The sequence below is a fragment of the Paraglaciecola sp. L1A13 genome (assembly GCF_009796745.1).
GTDB lineage: Bacteria > Pseudomonadota > Gammaproteobacteria > Enterobacterales > Alteromonadaceae > Paraglaciecola.
The window spans coordinates 3,482,220-3,497,447 of record NZ_CP047024.1 but is presented as its reverse complement, the minus strand read 5'-3'; the positions used below and the strand labels follow the sequence as shown (position 1 = coordinate 3,497,447).

The window sequence follows — 15,228 nt, the reverse complement described above, 5'->3', positions numbered from 1 at the left end:
TCTGCGTAAGAACGATAATACCGGAAAATTATTATACAAGGCGTGGTCATGGCTGAAGAAGAATTACAAATGGAAGAGGGCGGCAAGAAGAGTAAGCTTATGATGATTATTATCATCGTAGTTGTGTTACTTATTGGTGGCGGCGCGGCCGCATATTTTTTACTGGGTGGCGAAGATGAAGCAGCCATGGTAGAAGGAACCGAACAAGAAATGGTTGAAGGTGCCGAGGGCGAACCGTCAGCTCAGCTTAAAGCTGGGGCCGCCTTGTATGTATCAATCCCTAATCCGATCACATTCAATGTTCCAGGCACCGGTCGGGACCGATTAGTTGAAATTAAGGTTCAATTGATGGTGCGTGGTAGTGATGCAGAAGAAAAAGTTAAAATGCACATTCCGTCGATTCAAGGAGCACTTAATCGGGCCTTTAGTCAGGCGAATGCCGACGATTTAGTGACCGAGGCCGGTAAGGCCGCCATTCGCGTTAACGCCCTAAAAGAGGTACAAAAAACCTTGAAAGATGTCGCGGGCAATGAACTGGTAGAACAAGTATTGTTTACCGGTTTTGTAATGCAATAAGAATAAGCGAGAGAGAGTTTGAGCGATTTATTATCCCAAGATGAAATCGATGCGCTACTTCATGGAGTAGACGACGTTGATGAAGACGACGTTGAAGAGGCTATTGCTGATGGCACTGCTCTTGAATATGACTTTTCGTCACAAGATCGAATTGTTAGGGGAAGAATGCCAACTTTGGAGATCGTTAACGAACGATTTGCCAGACACATGCGGGTCAGTTTGTTTAACATGATGCGCCGTTCGGCAGAAGTGTCGATTAACGGTATTCAAATGATTAAGTTTGGTGAGTATATTCACACCTTATTCGTGCCAACAAGTCTAAATATGGTGCGCTTTCGTCCTTTGAAAGGCACGGGACTGATCACCATGGAAGCGCGTTTGGTCTTTATACTAGTGGATAACTTTTTTGGAGGGGATGGTCGTTATCACGCCAAAATCGAAGGACGAGAATTTACACCTACCGAGCGTCGTATTATTCAAATGTTGCTTAAGCTTATCTTTGAGGATTACAAAGAGGCTTGGGCGCCGGTAATGGATGTTTCCTTCGAATATTTGGACTCAGAAGTTAACCCTGCCATGGCGAATATTGTTAGTCCCACAGAAGTTGTCGTCATCAGTTCGTTCCATATTGAGCTTGATGGCGGTGGTGGCGATTTTCATGTGTCATTGCCGTATTCGATGCTTGAACCGATACGGGAGTTGTTAGATGCCGGTGTGCAAAGTGATAAGGAAGACACCGACTTACGTTGGAGCAAAGCCCTTCGAGATGAGATAATGGACGTAAAAGTCGAGCTATCGACTCATATGATGGATTTAACCCTTAGCCTGAAAAAGATCATGGATCTTAAAGCGGGGGATATAATTCCTATTGATATGCCTGAGCACATCACCGTGATGATTGAAGAATTACCTACTTTTAGAGCCAAACTAGGTCGCTCGAGAGACAATTTAGCACTTAAAATTACCGGAAAAATACCGAGACCGACATCGGTTAAGTCCGAATTACAACTATTAACCAAAGGCGGCCGCAGAATAGATAGCGACGCCGAGTTACAAACCCTTGAAGATGATTTGTAACCAATCAAGAGGCAATTATTATGAGTGAAGAAGACGGCGTAGACGATTGGGCTGCAGCTATGGCTGAACAGGCTGACGAAGAAAGCAAAGATGGTAAAGCAACGGTTGCCGAATATGACGAGCTCGAAGAAGACAAAGACATTTCCCCTGCGGAGAAACGTAAGTTAGACACGATTTTAGATATACCTGTGACTATTTCCATGGAAGTAGGTCGCAGCCATATCAGTATTCGTAATTTACTGCAGTTAAACCAAGGATCCGTTGTTGAATTAGACCGCGTTGCCGGTGAACCACTCGATGTGTTAGTAAATGGCACGTTGATTGCTCATGGTGAAGTAGTAGTAGTCAACGATAAATTTGGTATTCGATTAACTGATGTCATTAGTCAACTGGAAAGAATTAAAAAGCTCCGATAGACAAACCTCTTTTAAAACAAGGGTTTGGATATTACTGAGCCCTCTGTTTTTAGCCCCTAATTCAGCTCTTGCTGAGGCAAAAACCCTCTCTGATCCCACTTCAATAGTGTCAATTTTTCTATCCTTACTGCTCGTTATAGCAGTGGTTTTCATGTTGGCGTTTATTATGCGACGGTTTAACGTCACTGGTGGAAGTACAGGACAACTTAAAGTTGTTGCTTCTCTTGCTGCCGGCCCAAAAGAGCGAGTCTTAGTGATTGATGTGGGAGGCGAACAGCATCTCATTGGCGTGACAGCGCAAAGCATCAATCATTTAGCTAAGCTAGACAACCCTATCGCAAACGATAAGCCCCCATCCGGTGAAAACTTTAAAGACAAGCTCAGTCTGTTTATGGCTGGAAAGTTACAGCCGACTGCCAATTCTGGCGCGAAAAAAAGTGCGGGAGAGCGCGATGAATAAGGTATTTTTAATTTTACTTGCGGGGGTGTTAATCGCCATACCTAGTTGGGCATTAGCGGAGCCGGGTATTCCTGCATTAACCATGACTGAAAATGCGGATGGTTCACAAGACTACACGATGACATTACAAGTCGTGGCCATTATGACAGCGCTAAGTTTGCTGCCTGCTTTTATTATGATGATGACATCATTTACGCGCATCATCATAGTGTTATCAATTTTACGTCAGGCGATTGGCTTACAACAATCGCCATCTAATCAAATTCTGATTGGTGTTAGCTTATTTTTATCGATGTTTATTATGGCGCCGGTTTTTGAAAAAATTAATGAAACGGCGTTACAGCCTTATTTAAATGAGCAAATTACATCTATTCAAGCATACGAATTAGCCAAGGAGCCACTGCGCGGGTTTATGTTGGCGCAAACCCGAGTGAAAGACTTAGAAACTTTCGTACAAATAGGGGGCTATGAAGATCAATTTCAGGAACCAGCAGATGTGCCCATGAATGTGTTGATCCCGGCATTTGTGACTAGCGAGTTAAAAACAGCTTTTCAAATTGGTTTTATGCTGTTTATTCCTTTTCTGATTTTAGATCTCGTGGTTGCCTCTATCTTGATGGCGATGGGGATGATGATGTTGTCACCCATGATAGTGTCGCTACCGTTTAAATTAATGCTTTTTGTGCTGGTGGATGGTTGGAATTTAGTTTTCGGTACATTAGCTAATAGCTTTGGAATGGGGACTTAATCATGGCACCAGAGGTCTTTGTCGATATCCTAAAAGAAGCGCTCAATATGGTCATATTGTTGGTTTCGGCCATCATTTTGCCCAGTTTGTTTGTTGGCTTGATTGTGGCGGTGTTTCAGGCGGCGACCTCAATCAATGAACAAACCATGAGTTTCCTACCGCGCTTAATTGTGACGTTATTATCGCTTAGTTGGGGCGGTCACTGGCTCGTTCAAAAATTAATGGATTTTACCTTCACTATGGTTGAACGGATTCCGGAAGTGGTTGGTTAAGATGGAATTTTCAGCTGACATTATTACTCAGTTTATGGGTGACATGTTACTGCCTTTTATGCGTATTTCGGGCATGCTGGCGACAATGATCGGCCTCAGTGCTAAGACAGTGCCCACAACTGTGCGTGCATTACTAACCTTATTTATTACCCTTATTATTATACCTGTTATACCACCCGTGCCTGTGGAAGAGGTTTTTTCGGTGAGTACATTTGTATTAGTTATTCAGCAACTGATCATTGGTATTTCATTAGGCTTTATTTCCTCTATGGTGCTTGATACGTTCGTACTCGCTGGACAAGTTGTCGCGTTGCAGACAGGCCTTGGTTTCGCATCCATTGTCGATCCGGTAAACGGTATTAGCGTTCCGGCAGTAGGGCAGTTTTATTTAATATTAGCCACTTTGCTTTTTTGGGCGCTTGATGGTCACTTAGCTATGATCCGCATGGTAGTAATGAGCTTTACCGCGTTTCCAGTAGGAGAGGCTTGGCTGCAACCTGAGCAGTTTAGAGAAATTGCCCATTGGGCTGGCTGGATGTTTATTTCAGCACTAACCTTGTCGTTAGCACCGATTGTATCGCTATTGATTGTAAATTTAGCCTTTGGTGTTATGACTAAAGCCGCACCGCAATTAAATATATTTAGTCTGGGCTTCACAATTGCCCAGATCACAGGCTTGGTGATTATCTGGATAACCATGGACAACTTCACATATCACTTTGAACTTCAGTGGGACCGAGCGCAGCAGATGATGTGTCAGCTGGTCAATGTATGTCCATAATGGAGGAGAGTAGTCATGTCTGATGCTAACGAAAAAACAGAAGACCCCACAGCCAAAAAAACGACGGACTCCAGAAAAAAAGGGCAAATTGCTCGCTCAAAAGAGCTTTCTACCGCGTTGGTTTTAGTATTCAGTGCCGCTGCATTTATTATGATGGGTGGGCAAATCGCCAAGGCGATATATATTGTCTCTCAGCGTATGTTCACTTTGTCCAGAGACGAAACCTATGATTTTACCCATATGTTTCAAGCGTGGGGTTATGCCATTGAGGCAGTGAGTACTCCTGTTATGCTGTATATGGTGATTATCACTGCTGCAGGAATATACGGTAATATTGCATTAGGCGGGTATAACTTCACCTGGCAAGGTGCTGCTCCTAAGGCAAGTAAGCTCAATCCTATTGCCGGTATCAAGCGTATGTTTGGTATGAACGGCTTAGTCGAGCTGCTAAAGGCGATCGCTAAAGTTTTTGTGATCATGGGTATGGCTTACGTGGCCATGCTTGTTTTTAAGGACGAAGCCCTTCATCTTGACTTGGAGCTATATCCACAGAATTTGTTTCACGCCATGGATCTCATCTCATGGGCATTTCTTATGTTGTGTTGTGCACTTATTCCTATCGCAGCGATTGATGTGCCTTACCAAAGCTATAAACACAACAAAGAAATGAAAATGTCTAAACAGGAAGTGAAAGACGAAAATAAAAATGCCGAAGGTGACCCGCAAGTTAAAAATCGTATTCGCAGACTGCAATTTCAGGCTGCCGCGAATCGTATGATGCAAGAAGTGCCGACGGCAGATGTTGTTGTCACTAACCCGACGCATTATTCGATCGCGTTGAAATACGATCAACAGGGTAACCGAGCGCCTGTTCTTGTTGCCAAAGGGGTAGATGAAATGGCGATGCATATTCGGAAAATTGCCGGTGCCCACGAAGTGCCCATTGTTGCCTCGCCCATGTTGGCTCGAGCAATTTATTACTCCACGGAAGTTGAATCAGAGATTCCTGCAAAGCTATTTATGGCTGTTGCTCAAATATTAGCTTATGTATTTCAGTTAAAAGCCTATAAAAATGGCAAGGGCAAACGTCCTAAATCGATCCCAAAAGACTTGCCTATTCCCTATGAATTAAGGCGTTAGGGCAGCTATTACACTTTTGGATAGCCTTCATTTATGCCGAATTGAGTTAGTTGGCGCGGTAGTTGCTTTATCAAGTTAAACGTCCGCCAGGTGTCAAAAAATTCGCATTATGCAACTTACTGCTTATCTCAATAGTTTCGACAAAAGCCACTTCCAGACAGCGATGTCTAAGATGGGTGCTCCGTTGGTTTTGCTGGCCATCATGGGTATGGTTATTTTACCCATGCCAGCTTTTCTTCTCGACGTATTGTTCAGTTTCAATATTGCCTTATCTTTAGTCATTATTTTGGTATCTGTCTTTACTAAGAAGCCGGTAGACTTTGGTATTTTCCCACTGGTTTTGCTGATCGCCACTGTTCTACGTCTAGCCCTAAACGTTGCCTCTACTCGAATTGTACTCCTTGAAGGGCACGAAGGCGGAGATGCGGCTGGTAAAGTAATCCAATCGTTTGGTGAAGTAGTCATCGGTGGTAATTATGCGGTAGGTATAGTGGTATTTGCGATCCTACTTATTATTAACTTTAAAGTGGTCACCGCAGGTGCTGGTCGTATTTCAGAAGTAAGCGCACGTTTTACGCTAGATGCGATGCCGGGCAAACAAATGGCAATAGATGCCGATTTAAATGCCGGTTTTATCGACCAAGACGAAGCGCGCAAGCGTCGTTTTGAAGTCACCAGTGAAGCTGACTTTTATGGTTCAATGGATGGTGCATCTAAGTTTGTAAAAGGCGATGCAGTAGCCGGTATGTTTATCATGCTGATCAATATTGTGGGTGGTTTATTTATTGGAATTTTTCAACATGACTTGGCTTTTGGGCAAGCTATTGAAATATACACATTATTGACTATTGGTGATGGATTAGTTGCGCAAATACCGTCGTTACTATTATCTGTGGCGACGGCAATAATCGTGACCAGAGAAAATGATTCACAGGAAATGGGCCAAGAATTAACTCGTCAGTTGGGTAATCGTCAAGCCTTGTATATTACTAGTGGTATTCTTTTTGTCATGGGGATCGTGCCAGGCATGCCACATGTGGCCTTCCTTGGTTTTAGTGCCTTAGTGGGCGGGTATGCTTTTTACCAACAGTGGAGTGAACAAAAACGCGCTTCTGCCCCCAAAGAACTTGTGCCTGCGCCTGAACGTGGCAATACCCAGCCTGCAGAAATTAAAGAACTCGGCTGGGACGATGTTCAGCACGTAGACACTATTGGTCTTGAAGTTGGTTATCGTTTAATTCCGCTGGTTGATAAATCCCAAGGCGGCGAGTTATTGACGCGTATTAAAGGAGTTCGTAAGAAATTATCGCAAGAATTGGGATTTCTTATCCCTCCTGTACATATTCGCGATAATCTAGACTTAAGCCCAAATAATTATACTATTTCAATGCTAGGTGTGGCTGTTGGCGAGGCTGAAATTAGTCACGACGATGAGTTAGCTATTAACCCAGGCCAGGTATTTGGCAAACTTGATGGTACGGTAACAAAAGATCCTGCATTTGGCCTAGATGCTGTTTGGATAAGAGCCAATCAGCGAGAGCATGCACAAACCCTAGGATACACCGTTGTTGATAGCGCCACAGTTGTTGCGACTCATTTGAGCCAGTTACTGACTAACAACGCCTATCAGTTATTAGGCCACGAAGAAGTTCAGCAACTGTTGGATATTCTCGCCAAACAAAGTCCTAAGCTGGTAGAAGGTTTAGTGCCAGATATTCTTTCATTAAGCACTGTGGTTAAAGTACTGCAGACATTGCTTTACGAAGGTGTGCCGATTCGTGACTTACGCACGATAGTACAAACTTTATGCGAATACGGACCGAAAAGTCAGGATCCTGATGTATTGGTCTCAGCATTACGTATTTCTCTTAAGCGTTTAATCATCCAAGAAATTAACGGCGGTCAAGCTGAACTACCAGTCATAACTTTGGCGCCAGAGTTGGAACAGATGTTGCACCAGTCTCTTCAAGCAGGTGGTGGAGATGGCGCTGGTATTGAACCTGGTTTAGCTGAACGTTTACAAAAGTCGCTAAATGATGCCTCTCAACAACAAGAATTAGCCGGTGAGCCTGCCGTATTATTAACGTCAGGTATGTTACGCCCAGTGTTATCACGATTCTTGAAACACGCAGTACAAGGTTTACATGTATTGTCATACCAAGAAATTCCAGATGACAAACAAATAAAAATAGTCAGTGCGGTAGGTCAATAGTCCGTCACGAGATGTAAGTAGCAAGGGGTAAATTGTGAAAATTAGACGCTTTTATGGCAAAGATATGCGAGAAGCATTGAAACAAGTCAAAGATGAATTGGGTGATGACGCTGTCATTATGTCCAATAAAAAACTTAATGACGGTGTGGAAATTGTTGCCGCATATGACAGAGAGCCGACGGTAAGCCCAAAACACGCTGCCCCAGCATCTGCACCTAAACGTAAGGTTGAATCTACTCCAACGCTCAGCGAAATTATCGGTGACAGCGGACCCGATAGCCTACGAGCGCTTTTGGAAAAGCAAATAAATGCCAAAGAAGCGTCATTGCAAACTCATAAGCCTGAACATGTACAAGCACAGCCACAACGTAATGCGAATCCTCCCCCAGTTGCTCGGACTACCGCTCCTCGTGAGCCTCAGCAAGAAGATGCACTTAATGAGATGCGTCAAGAACTAGCGTCTCTTCGTAATGTACTACAGTTTCAAGTGGCTGGTTTGATACAGCAAGATAAAAGCAGAAATCATCCATTGCACGGGTATTTAACCAATAAGTTACAGAAAATGGGCATTAGTCAAACGTTAGCTAATGAAGTGGTTTCTTATACGCCGGCAAAGGCTGATGAGCGCCAAGCTTGGTTGTTTTTGTTAAAGTTATTGGCAAATCGTATTCAGACTGAAGAAAGTAATTTGTTAGTCAAAGGCGGTATTGCTGTTTTAATGGGTCCTACGGGTACAGGTAAGACAACCACAGTTGCTAAATTAGCGGCGCAGGCTGCGCAAAAGTATGGCGCTGAAAATGTCGGCTTAATAACGATTGATAGTTACCGTATTGCTGCTTATGAACAAATTTCTACCTACGCTCGAATCATTGGTTGTTCGGTTAAAAAAGCACAAAACGCTGAAGAATTGTCCGATTTGTTATTCCAGTTTAGAAATAAACGTCTCATACTTATTGATACTGCGGGTTTTGGTCAAAGAGATGTTAGACTGATCAAACAGTTAGAAACGCTGAAACAAAGCACCACGGCAAATATCAGCAGTTATTTAGTGATGCAAGCAAATAGCCAGTATCAGGTTATGCAGCAAACCATAAAAGCTTATAAGCAGATTTCGTTACAGGGTTGTATTTTCACCAAATTAGATGAATGCTACAGTCTTGGAGAGGCGATTAGTGCAGCCATCGAGCACAAATTGCCCGTGAGTTTTATAACCGATGGCCAAAAGGTTCCGGAAGACTTAAAAGTGGCTGAAGCAAAATTTTTGATTACCAGTGCCGCCAAGCTTTATAAAAAGCATGTATTAATTCATACTAGTGATAATTCATTAACTAACACAGCAGTGGCAGTATGATTGAGGACCAAGCAAGTAGCTTAAGAAGAATGAATCAATCGCGATTAATTAAAGTGATCGCCGTGACCGGAGGCAAGGGTGGAGTGGGTAAAACCAATGTCACCTTGAACACCGCAATCTCTATGGCCCAACAGGGTAAAAGAGTGATGGTGCTGGACGCGGATTTAGGCTTAGCTAACGTTGATGTATTACTGGGCTTACGAGTCGTGAAGAATCTTTCTCACGTATTGTCGGGCGAATGCACTTTGGACGAGGTGTTGGTTGAGGGTCCTTACGGCATTAAAATTGCCCCGGCGACCTCCGGTAGTCAGTCAATGACTGAGCTCACACCTACAGAACATGCAGGATTAATTCGAGCCTTCAGTGAACTCCGTTCGCAAATCGATGTATTGATTGTTGATACCGCGGCAGGTATTTCTGACATGGTACTGAGTTTCTCGCGCGCAGCTCAAGATATTCTGGTGGTAGTGTGTGATGAACCCACTTCATTAACTGATGCTTACGCATTGATTAAAATTCTGAATAAAGAACACGGCGTCTTTCGTTTTAAAATCGTGGCCAATATGGTGCGCAATATGCGAGAGGGACAAGAACTATTTAATAAATTAACCAAAGTGACAAATCGCTTCTTAGATGTTGCTTTGGAATTGGTTGCCACCATCCCATTTGACGAGAATATTCGTAAATCAGTGCGCAAGCAAAAAGCAATAGTTGAAGCTTATCCGACTTCTCCTGCAGCGATAGCGATAAACAAATTAGCACAGCAAGCGGCCAGTTGGCCGGTGCCGTCGCAACCTGGGGGACATTTAGAATTTTTCCTAGAGCAGCTTATCGTTAAAAAAGCAGTAGGCGACATCCGGTGAATAACAAAGCGTCTGCGTACCAGCAGTTAGATGACAGAAATGCGTTAGTGGAGCGTCATGCACCATTAGTAAAACGTATTGCACACCATTTAATAGCGCGCTTACCTGCCAGTGTTCTGGTCGATGATTTGATTCAGGCTGGTATGATTGGCTTACTTGAAGCTTCACGTAATTTTGACGGTACCAAGGGAGCAAGTTTTGAGACTTTTGCGGGTATTCGTATCCGTGGCTCTATGCTTGACGAGATTCGTAAAGGGGATTGGACGCCTCGGTCAGTGCATAAAAATGGCCGTGCAATTACCAGTGCGATAAATCAAGTCGAACGTGAAACTGGATGCGATGCCAGAGATGTTGATATCGCTAAAAAACTTGACGTGAGTATTGATCAATATCACCAGATGCTCGGGGAAGTTAATGCGGGCAAAATTATCGGCATAGAAGATTTAGGGGTGAGCGAAGATGTGGTTACCAACGAACAATCTAAAGGCTCTGATACCCCGTTTGAAGACTTACTCCAAGGTTCGTTTCAAAAAGCCTTGGCTCACGCGATAACGACCCTGCCTGAACGAGAAGCGATTGTATTGTCGCTGTACTATGACGAAGAATTAAACTTGCGCGAAATAGGGGATGTCTTAGACGTCAGCGAATCGCGTGTTAGTCAAATACACAGCCAGGCGATGTTAAAACTCAAAAGTAAAATGCAAACTTGGCGTATTGAAGAATAAAACAAAAACTCACAAATACTGTGATTTGCCCTGAGCGGAGATTATTTTGGACAAGAACATGAAGATTTTGGTTGTTGATGATTTTTCGACCATGCGTCGTATCATCAAAAACCTTTTAAAAGATTTAGGGTTTACAAACATTCAAGAAGCAGATGATGGAAGTACAGCATTGCCGATGTTGCAACAAGGCGATTTTGATTTTGTCGTAACCGATTGGAATATGCCAGGCATGCAAGGTATTGATTTACTGCGTGCAATTCGCGCGGACGAAAATCTTAAACATACGCCAGTGTTGATGGTGACTGCTGAAGCTAAGAAAGAACAGATCGTTGCCGCTGCACAAGCAGGCGTGAATGGGTATGTTATCAAACCATTTACTGCAGCAACGCTTAAAGAGAAGTTGACAAAAATATTTGAACGTTTAGGTTAATTTAGGCTTTTCAGAACAAAAAGGAAGGCCATATGACCTCAAGTTCTGCTCCAATGTCGTTAGAAGAAGCAAAGCAACTCGTTGTGATGCTTGAAAATGGCGATAATCAAAGCGCTAGAAAATTACTCGACAGTGTAAATGATAGTAATTCAGTTGAATTATTTGAAGAGGTGGGGAAGTTAACTCGCCAACTTCATGATTCACTTAATAACTTTCAACTCGATGAACGTATCGCTAATATAGCAAACGAAGAGATCCCAGACGCCAAAACTAGACTTACTTACGTTATTGAAACCACTGAAAAAGCAGCAAACCGTACGATGGATCTTGTTGATAGTTGTATGCCGATTGCTGAAAAATTCAACTTGGAAATAAATGCAATTCTTCCTGAGTGGAAGAAACTATTGGGCCGTCAATTAGCAGTAGGTGAATTTAATACCTTGTGCCATCGTCTTGATACCTTTTTAGAGGAAGGTGAAGCAGAGTCGAGTCAATTACACGAACTTCTCACTGAAATGCTACTTGCCCAAGGCTACCAAGACATCACAGGTCAGGTTATTCGTCGTGTTATTGAACTGGTCAAAGTGGTGGAAGATAGTTTAGTACATATGCTGACTATGTTTGGTGGTGCAGAATCGCTGGAAATAACTCATATATCTGATAAACAAGCCGATAGTGTTAAAGCGGAAGGCCCGATTATCGATGCTGCTAACCGTGACGACGTCGCATCTAACCAAGATGATGTTGATGATTTACTATCAAGTTTAGGATTTTAGAGGCGTTAGAATATGGCGTTTGATGTTGACGAGGAAATTCTTCAAGATTTTTTAGTTGAAGCTGGGGAGCTATTAGAACAGCTTCAAGAACAACTCGTCGAATTGGAAAACAATCCACAAGACGCAGAGTTACTCAATGCTATTTTTCGTGGCTACCATACTGTAAAAGGCGGAGCAGGCTTTCTTTCGCTCACTGAGTTGGTGGATATTTGTCACGGGGCCGAAAACGTTTTCGACGTAATGCGCAACGGACAACGTACGCTAACGCCAGAACTTATGGACATTATTCTTCAGGCCACAGATGAAGTGGTGGCTATGTTTGAAGATGTAAAATCTCAAAAACCGCTGGTGCCGGCGAGTCAAAATTTACTCGATACCTTGCATCGTCTGAGTAAGCCTGAGTCAAAAGATGACGTCGCTAAAGTGACGCAAGTGGAAGCACAGAATAAAACTGTATCGGAATCTGACTCTCCCGCTAAATCAGAATCTGATGATTTTGATGAATCTGAATTTGAAGCATTGTTAGACGAATTACATGGTAAAGGCAATCCAGTTAGTAAAAGCGCCTCTGGTCAATCTTCAGCCGTTACCTCTGGGGCAGCAGAGGATGACAACAATGATATCAGTGACGATGAATTTGAAGCATTACTCGACCAGCTTCACGGAGAAGGTCAATTCGGTGAGGGGCAAGACACCTCATCAGATACTTTTGAAGCGTCTGTTAAAGAACCTGCCGCAAAAACATCTTCATCTGATGATGAGGATATCAGCGATGATGAATTTGAGGCTTTGCTCGATCAGTTACATGGCAAAGGCAAAGCACCTACCTCTGAGACTAAGCCAGAACCTGTCAAAGCAGTGGTACCTGAGGTTGATAAGTCAACTTCAGTCGGTGATGCTATTAAGTCTAGTGCGCCGAAGATCGCACCGACCCAAGCTAGTGTGCCAGTAACCAATTCTCAGACTGCACAAAATAAGACAACAGCGACGAAGCGAGAAGAAAAGCGTCCATCGGTTGCGCAGCCAGAAACAACTGTTAGGGTTGATACCAAACGCTTAGATCAAATTATGAACATGGTCGGCGAGTTAGTGTTAGTGCGAAATCGATTACTTAGCCTTGGGTTAACGGTAAACGATGAGTGCATGTCTAAAGCTATTGCCAATCTAGATGTAGTGACGGGAGATTTGCAAGGCGCGGTGATGAAGACGCGAATGCAACCTATCAAAAAAGTGTTTGGGCGTTTTCCTAGAGTTGTTAGAGACCTAGCTCGCACCTTGAACAAAGAAATTACCCTTGAGCTTGAAGGTGAAGATACCGATTTAGATAAAAATTTGGTTGAAGCTTTAGCGGATCCATTAGTGCATTTGGTGCGCAACTCGGTAGATCACGGTATTGAAATGCCAGCAGATCGTATTGCTGCAGGCAAGCCTTCATTAGGAACCGTCAAGTTATCCGCATCCCAAGAAGGGGACCATATCTTACTGAGCATCATCGATGATGGCAAAGGAATGGATCCTGAAAAACTTAAAGAGATTGCGATATCTCGCGGGGTGCTAGATGCCGACGCTGCTGCACGTATGTCGGATGAAGAAGCCTTTAATTTAATTTTTGCCCCAGGTTTTTCTACTAAAACTGAAATATCCGAAGTGTCAGGCCGTGGTGTAGGCATGGATGTGGTCAAAACGAAGATCAATCAATTAAATGGTTCGGTTAAAATTGATTCAGTGCTGGGCAAGGGGACCACGTTAGAAATAAAAGTACCGTTGACCCTCGCCATTTTGCCTACATTAATGATTGTGGTCGGCGATCAAACGTTTGCCTTACCCTTAGGCTCGGTTAACGAAATTATTAATATGGATATGAGCAAGACCAATATGGTCGACGGACAGTTGACTAAAATTGTGCGTTCTAAAGCAATACCATTATTTTATCTGCGTGAATGGCTAGTGCGCAAGAATACTAAAGCAATACCGTTAGACCGCTCAAAAGGACATGTAGTTGTGGTGCAAATTGGTACTCAACAACTCGGTTTTGTAGTTGATGCGCTCATCGGGCAAGAAGAAGTGGTCATTAAACCACTAGATGAATTATTGCAAGGTACACCTGGTATGGCGGGAGCAACTATTACTAGCGATGGTGGTATTGCGTTGATCCTCGATGTACCTGGTTTATTAAAGCATTATGCTAAGAAAAAAGCCGATGCCATTCGGCAAGCGCGATAATCTCGAGGTTTTGAAAGAACATACATGGCTTATAAGATTTTAATAGTTGATGATTCGATTTTTTTTAGGCGCCGTGTAAAAGAAATTTTAGAACAAGACCCCAATTTAGAAGTGGTCGGTGAAGCCAGAAACGGGCAAGAAGCGATTGAAATGGTTATTCGACTTAATCCTGATGTGGTGACCATGGATATAGAAATGCCCATTATGGATGGTATTACTGCTGTTAAGAAAATCATGGCACGCAAGCCAGTGCCGATTATTATGTTTTCTTCTCTTACCTCAGAAGGAGCTAAAGCCACACTGGATGCTCTGGACGCGGGCGCCATGGATTTTTTACCTAAGAAATTCGATGATATTGCTAGTAATCGTCGGGATGCCGTTGCTCTGTTGCAAGCTCGAGTTAAAGGTCTGTGTCGGAAACATCATGGATTTCGTTCTTCAACACCTACTGTTGCTCCACCAAAAGCTATTTTGTTTAACAAGCCTGTTAGTCGCAATTCTAGCAACCCGTTGGTGCAATCAACCAGAACCACCTCGGTGTCAACAGCGATTTATTCTTCGACGTCTGCTGGGATCCCATCAGGCAAAAAATACCGGTGTTTAACCATAGGTACGTCTACTGGCGGGCCTGTTGCACTGCAAAAAGTGTTGACCAATATCCCGAAAAATTTTCCTTATCCTATATTTATTGTTCAACATATGCCCGGTGCTTTTACTCGGGCATTTGCCGAACGGCTAAATCAATTGTCTAAGCTTACTGTGAAAGAAGCGGAAGACGGTGAAATTGTTGAGGCAGGAGTGGCTTATCTTGCGCCAGGTGGACGTCAACTGATTGTTAAAAATGATGGTCATAGAGTGAAATTTAGTGTTTATGATGCGCCGGACAATGCCGATATATTGTATAAGCCCAGCGTGGACATTACCTTTGAGTCTGTTGCTAAAGTTTATGGTGGGGATGTGCTCGGCATTATTCTTACCGGTATGGGGGCTGACGGGAAAGTAGGTGCTAGTGAGCTTAAGAAGAAAGGTGCAAAAATTTGGGCCCAAGATGAGAGAAGCTCTGTGGTATATGGTATGCCACAAGCCGTGATGTCTTCAGGGATTGCCGAAAGAGAGTTTTCTATTGATTCGTTTGAAAGCAATATTGTAAAAGAAATGGTTTAGCGTGTTTTATCCCG

16 protein-coding genes are annotated in these 15,228 nt (G+C 43.3%); all 16 read left to right on the top strand.

The window, feature by feature from the left end; translation table 11 throughout:
* The first annotated feature begins 48 nt into the window (after positions 1-48).
* Complete coding sequence (fliL, locus tag GQR89_RS14760; protein ID WP_158770741.1) at positions 49-576, top strand: flagellar basal body-associated protein FliL; 528 nt, start codon at positions 49-51, stop codon at positions 574-576.
* An 18-nt stretch (positions 577-594) separates the two neighbouring features.
* A complete protein-coding gene (gene fliM, locus GQR89_RS14755) occupies positions 595-1,653 on the top strand; it encodes a flagellar motor switch protein FliM (protein ID WP_158770740.1) in 1,059 nt (352 codons plus the stop codon).
* A 20-nt stretch (positions 1,654-1,673) separates the two neighbouring features.
* On the top strand, positions 1,674-2,069 hold the full coding sequence (gene fliN, locus GQR89_RS14750) for a flagellar motor switch protein FliN (RefSeq protein WP_158770739.1): 396 nt from the start codon (positions 1,674-1,676) through the stop codon (positions 2,067-2,069).
* Complete coding sequence (fliO, locus tag GQR89_RS14745; protein ID WP_158770738.1) at positions 2,029-2,529, top strand: flagellar biosynthetic protein FliO; 501 nt, start codon at positions 2,029-2,031, stop codon at positions 2,527-2,529. The genes fliN and fliO overlap by 41 nt, the downstream gene beginning before the upstream one ends.
* Positions 2,522-3,277: a flagellar type III secretion system pore protein FliP gene (gene fliP / locus GQR89_RS14740; RefSeq protein WP_158770737.1), complete on the top strand. Its 756-nt coding sequence runs from the start codon at positions 2,522-2,524 to the stop codon at positions 3,275-3,277. The genes fliO and fliP overlap by 8 nt, the downstream gene beginning before the upstream one ends.
* Positions 3,278-3,279: 2 nt before the next feature.
* Positions 3,280-3,549: a flagellar biosynthesis protein FliQ gene (gene fliQ, locus GQR89_RS14735; RefSeq protein ID WP_158770736.1), complete on the top strand. Its 270-nt coding sequence runs from the start codon at positions 3,280-3,282 to the stop codon at positions 3,547-3,549.
* Between the two features lies 1 nt (position 3,550).
* Entirely contained in the window at positions 3,551-4,330 is a 780-nt protein-coding gene (gene fliR, locus GQR89_RS14730) for a flagellar biosynthetic protein FliR (RefSeq protein WP_158770735.1), read from the top strand.
* A 15-nt stretch (positions 4,331-4,345) separates the two neighbouring features.
* A complete protein-coding gene (flhB, locus tag GQR89_RS14725; RefSeq protein WP_158770734.1) occupies positions 4,346-5,470 on the top strand; it encodes a flagellar biosynthesis protein FlhB in 1,125 nt (374 codons plus the stop codon).
* 109 nt (positions 5,471-5,579) lie between these two features.
* Positions 5,580-7,682: a flagellar biosynthesis protein FlhA gene (flhA, locus tag GQR89_RS14720; RefSeq protein WP_158770733.1), complete on the top strand. Its 2,103-nt coding sequence runs from the start codon at positions 5,580-5,582 to the stop codon at positions 7,680-7,682.
* 34 nt (positions 7,683-7,716) lie between these two features.
* Positions 7,717-9,033, top strand: coding sequence for a flagellar biosynthesis protein FlhF (flhF, locus tag GQR89_RS14715; RefSeq protein WP_158770732.1), 1,317 nt, complete (start codon positions 7,717-7,719; stop codon positions 9,031-9,033).
* Positions 9,030-9,896 carry a MinD/ParA family protein gene (locus GQR89_RS14710; RefSeq protein ID WP_158770731.1) on the top strand — a complete coding sequence of 289 codons (867 nt, stop codon included), beginning with the start codon at positions 9,030-9,032 and terminating at the stop codon, positions 9,894-9,896. Before flhF ends, GQR89_RS14710 begins: the two co-directional genes overlap by 4 nt.
* Complete coding sequence (locus GQR89_RS14705) at positions 9,893-10,621, top strand: RNA polymerase sigma factor FliA (protein WP_158770730.1); 729 nt, start codon at positions 9,893-9,895, stop codon at positions 10,619-10,621. Before GQR89_RS14710 ends, GQR89_RS14705 begins: the two co-directional genes overlap by 4 nt.
* 46 nt (positions 10,622-10,667) lie before the next feature.
* Positions 10,668-11,051 carry a chemotaxis response regulator CheY gene (gene cheY / locus GQR89_RS14700; RefSeq protein ID WP_158770729.1) on the top strand — a complete coding sequence of 128 codons (384 nt, stop codon included), beginning with the start codon at positions 10,668-10,670 and terminating at the stop codon, positions 11,049-11,051.
* Between the two features lie 32 nt (positions 11,052-11,083).
* On the top strand, positions 11,084-11,827 hold the full coding sequence (locus tag GQR89_RS14695; RefSeq protein ID WP_158770728.1) for a protein phosphatase CheZ: 744 nt from the start codon (positions 11,084-11,086) through the stop codon (positions 11,825-11,827).
* 12 nt (positions 11,828-11,839) lie between these two features.
* Positions 11,840-14,050, top strand: a complete 2,211-nt coding sequence (locus GQR89_RS14690) for a chemotaxis protein CheA (protein ID WP_158770727.1) — start codon at positions 11,840-11,842, stop codon at positions 14,048-14,050.
* Positions 14,051-14,074: 24 nt separating this feature from the next.
* Entirely contained in the window at positions 14,075-15,214 is a 1,140-nt protein-coding gene (locus GQR89_RS14685; protein ID WP_158770726.1) for a chemotaxis response regulator protein-glutamate methylesterase, read from the top strand.
* Positions 15,215-15,228 lie beyond the last annotated feature (14 nt).

Bases quoted from the DNA above. Each gene is read 5' to 3' on its own strand.
- fliN (WP_158770739.1), top strand. From the start codon at position 1,674: ATGAGTGAAGAAGACGGCGTAGACGATTGGGCTGCAGCTATGGCTGAA.
- GQR89_RS14690 (WP_158770727.1), top strand. From the start codon at position 11,840: ATGGCGTTTGATGTTGACGAGGAAATTCTTCAAGATTTTTTAGTTGAA.
- flhA (WP_158770733.1), top strand. From the start codon at position 5,580: ATGCAACTTACTGCTTATCTCAATAGTTTCGACAAAAGCCACTTCCAG.
- fliP (WP_158770737.1), top strand. From the start codon at position 2,522: ATGAATAAGGTATTTTTAATTTTACTTGCGGGGGTGTTAATCGCCATA.
- fliR (WP_158770735.1), top strand. From the start codon at position 3,551: ATGGAATTTTCAGCTGACATTATTACTCAGTTTATGGGTGACATGTTA.
- GQR89_RS14685 (WP_158770726.1), top strand. From the start codon at position 14,075: ATGGCTTATAAGATTTTAATAGTTGATGATTCGATTTTTTTTAGGCGC.
- GQR89_RS14710 (WP_158770731.1), top strand. From the start codon at position 9,030: ATGATTGAGGACCAAGCAAGTAGCTTAAGAAGAATGAATCAATCGCGA.
- fliQ (WP_158770736.1), top strand. From the start codon at position 3,280: ATGGCACCAGAGGTCTTTGTCGATATCCTAAAAGAAGCGCTCAATATG.
- GQR89_RS14695 (WP_158770728.1), top strand. From the start codon at position 11,084: ATGACCTCAAGTTCTGCTCCAATGTCGTTAGAAGAAGCAAAGCAACTC.
- flhB (WP_158770734.1), top strand. From the start codon at position 4,346: ATGTCTGATGCTAACGAAAAAACAGAAGACCCCACAGCCAAAAAAACG.
- fliO (WP_158770738.1), top strand. From the start codon at position 2,029: ATGTCATTAGTCAACTGGAAAGAATTAAAAAGCTCCGATAGACAAACC.
- fliL (WP_158770741.1), top strand. From the start codon at position 49: ATGGCTGAAGAAGAATTACAAATGGAAGAGGGCGGCAAGAAGAGTAAG.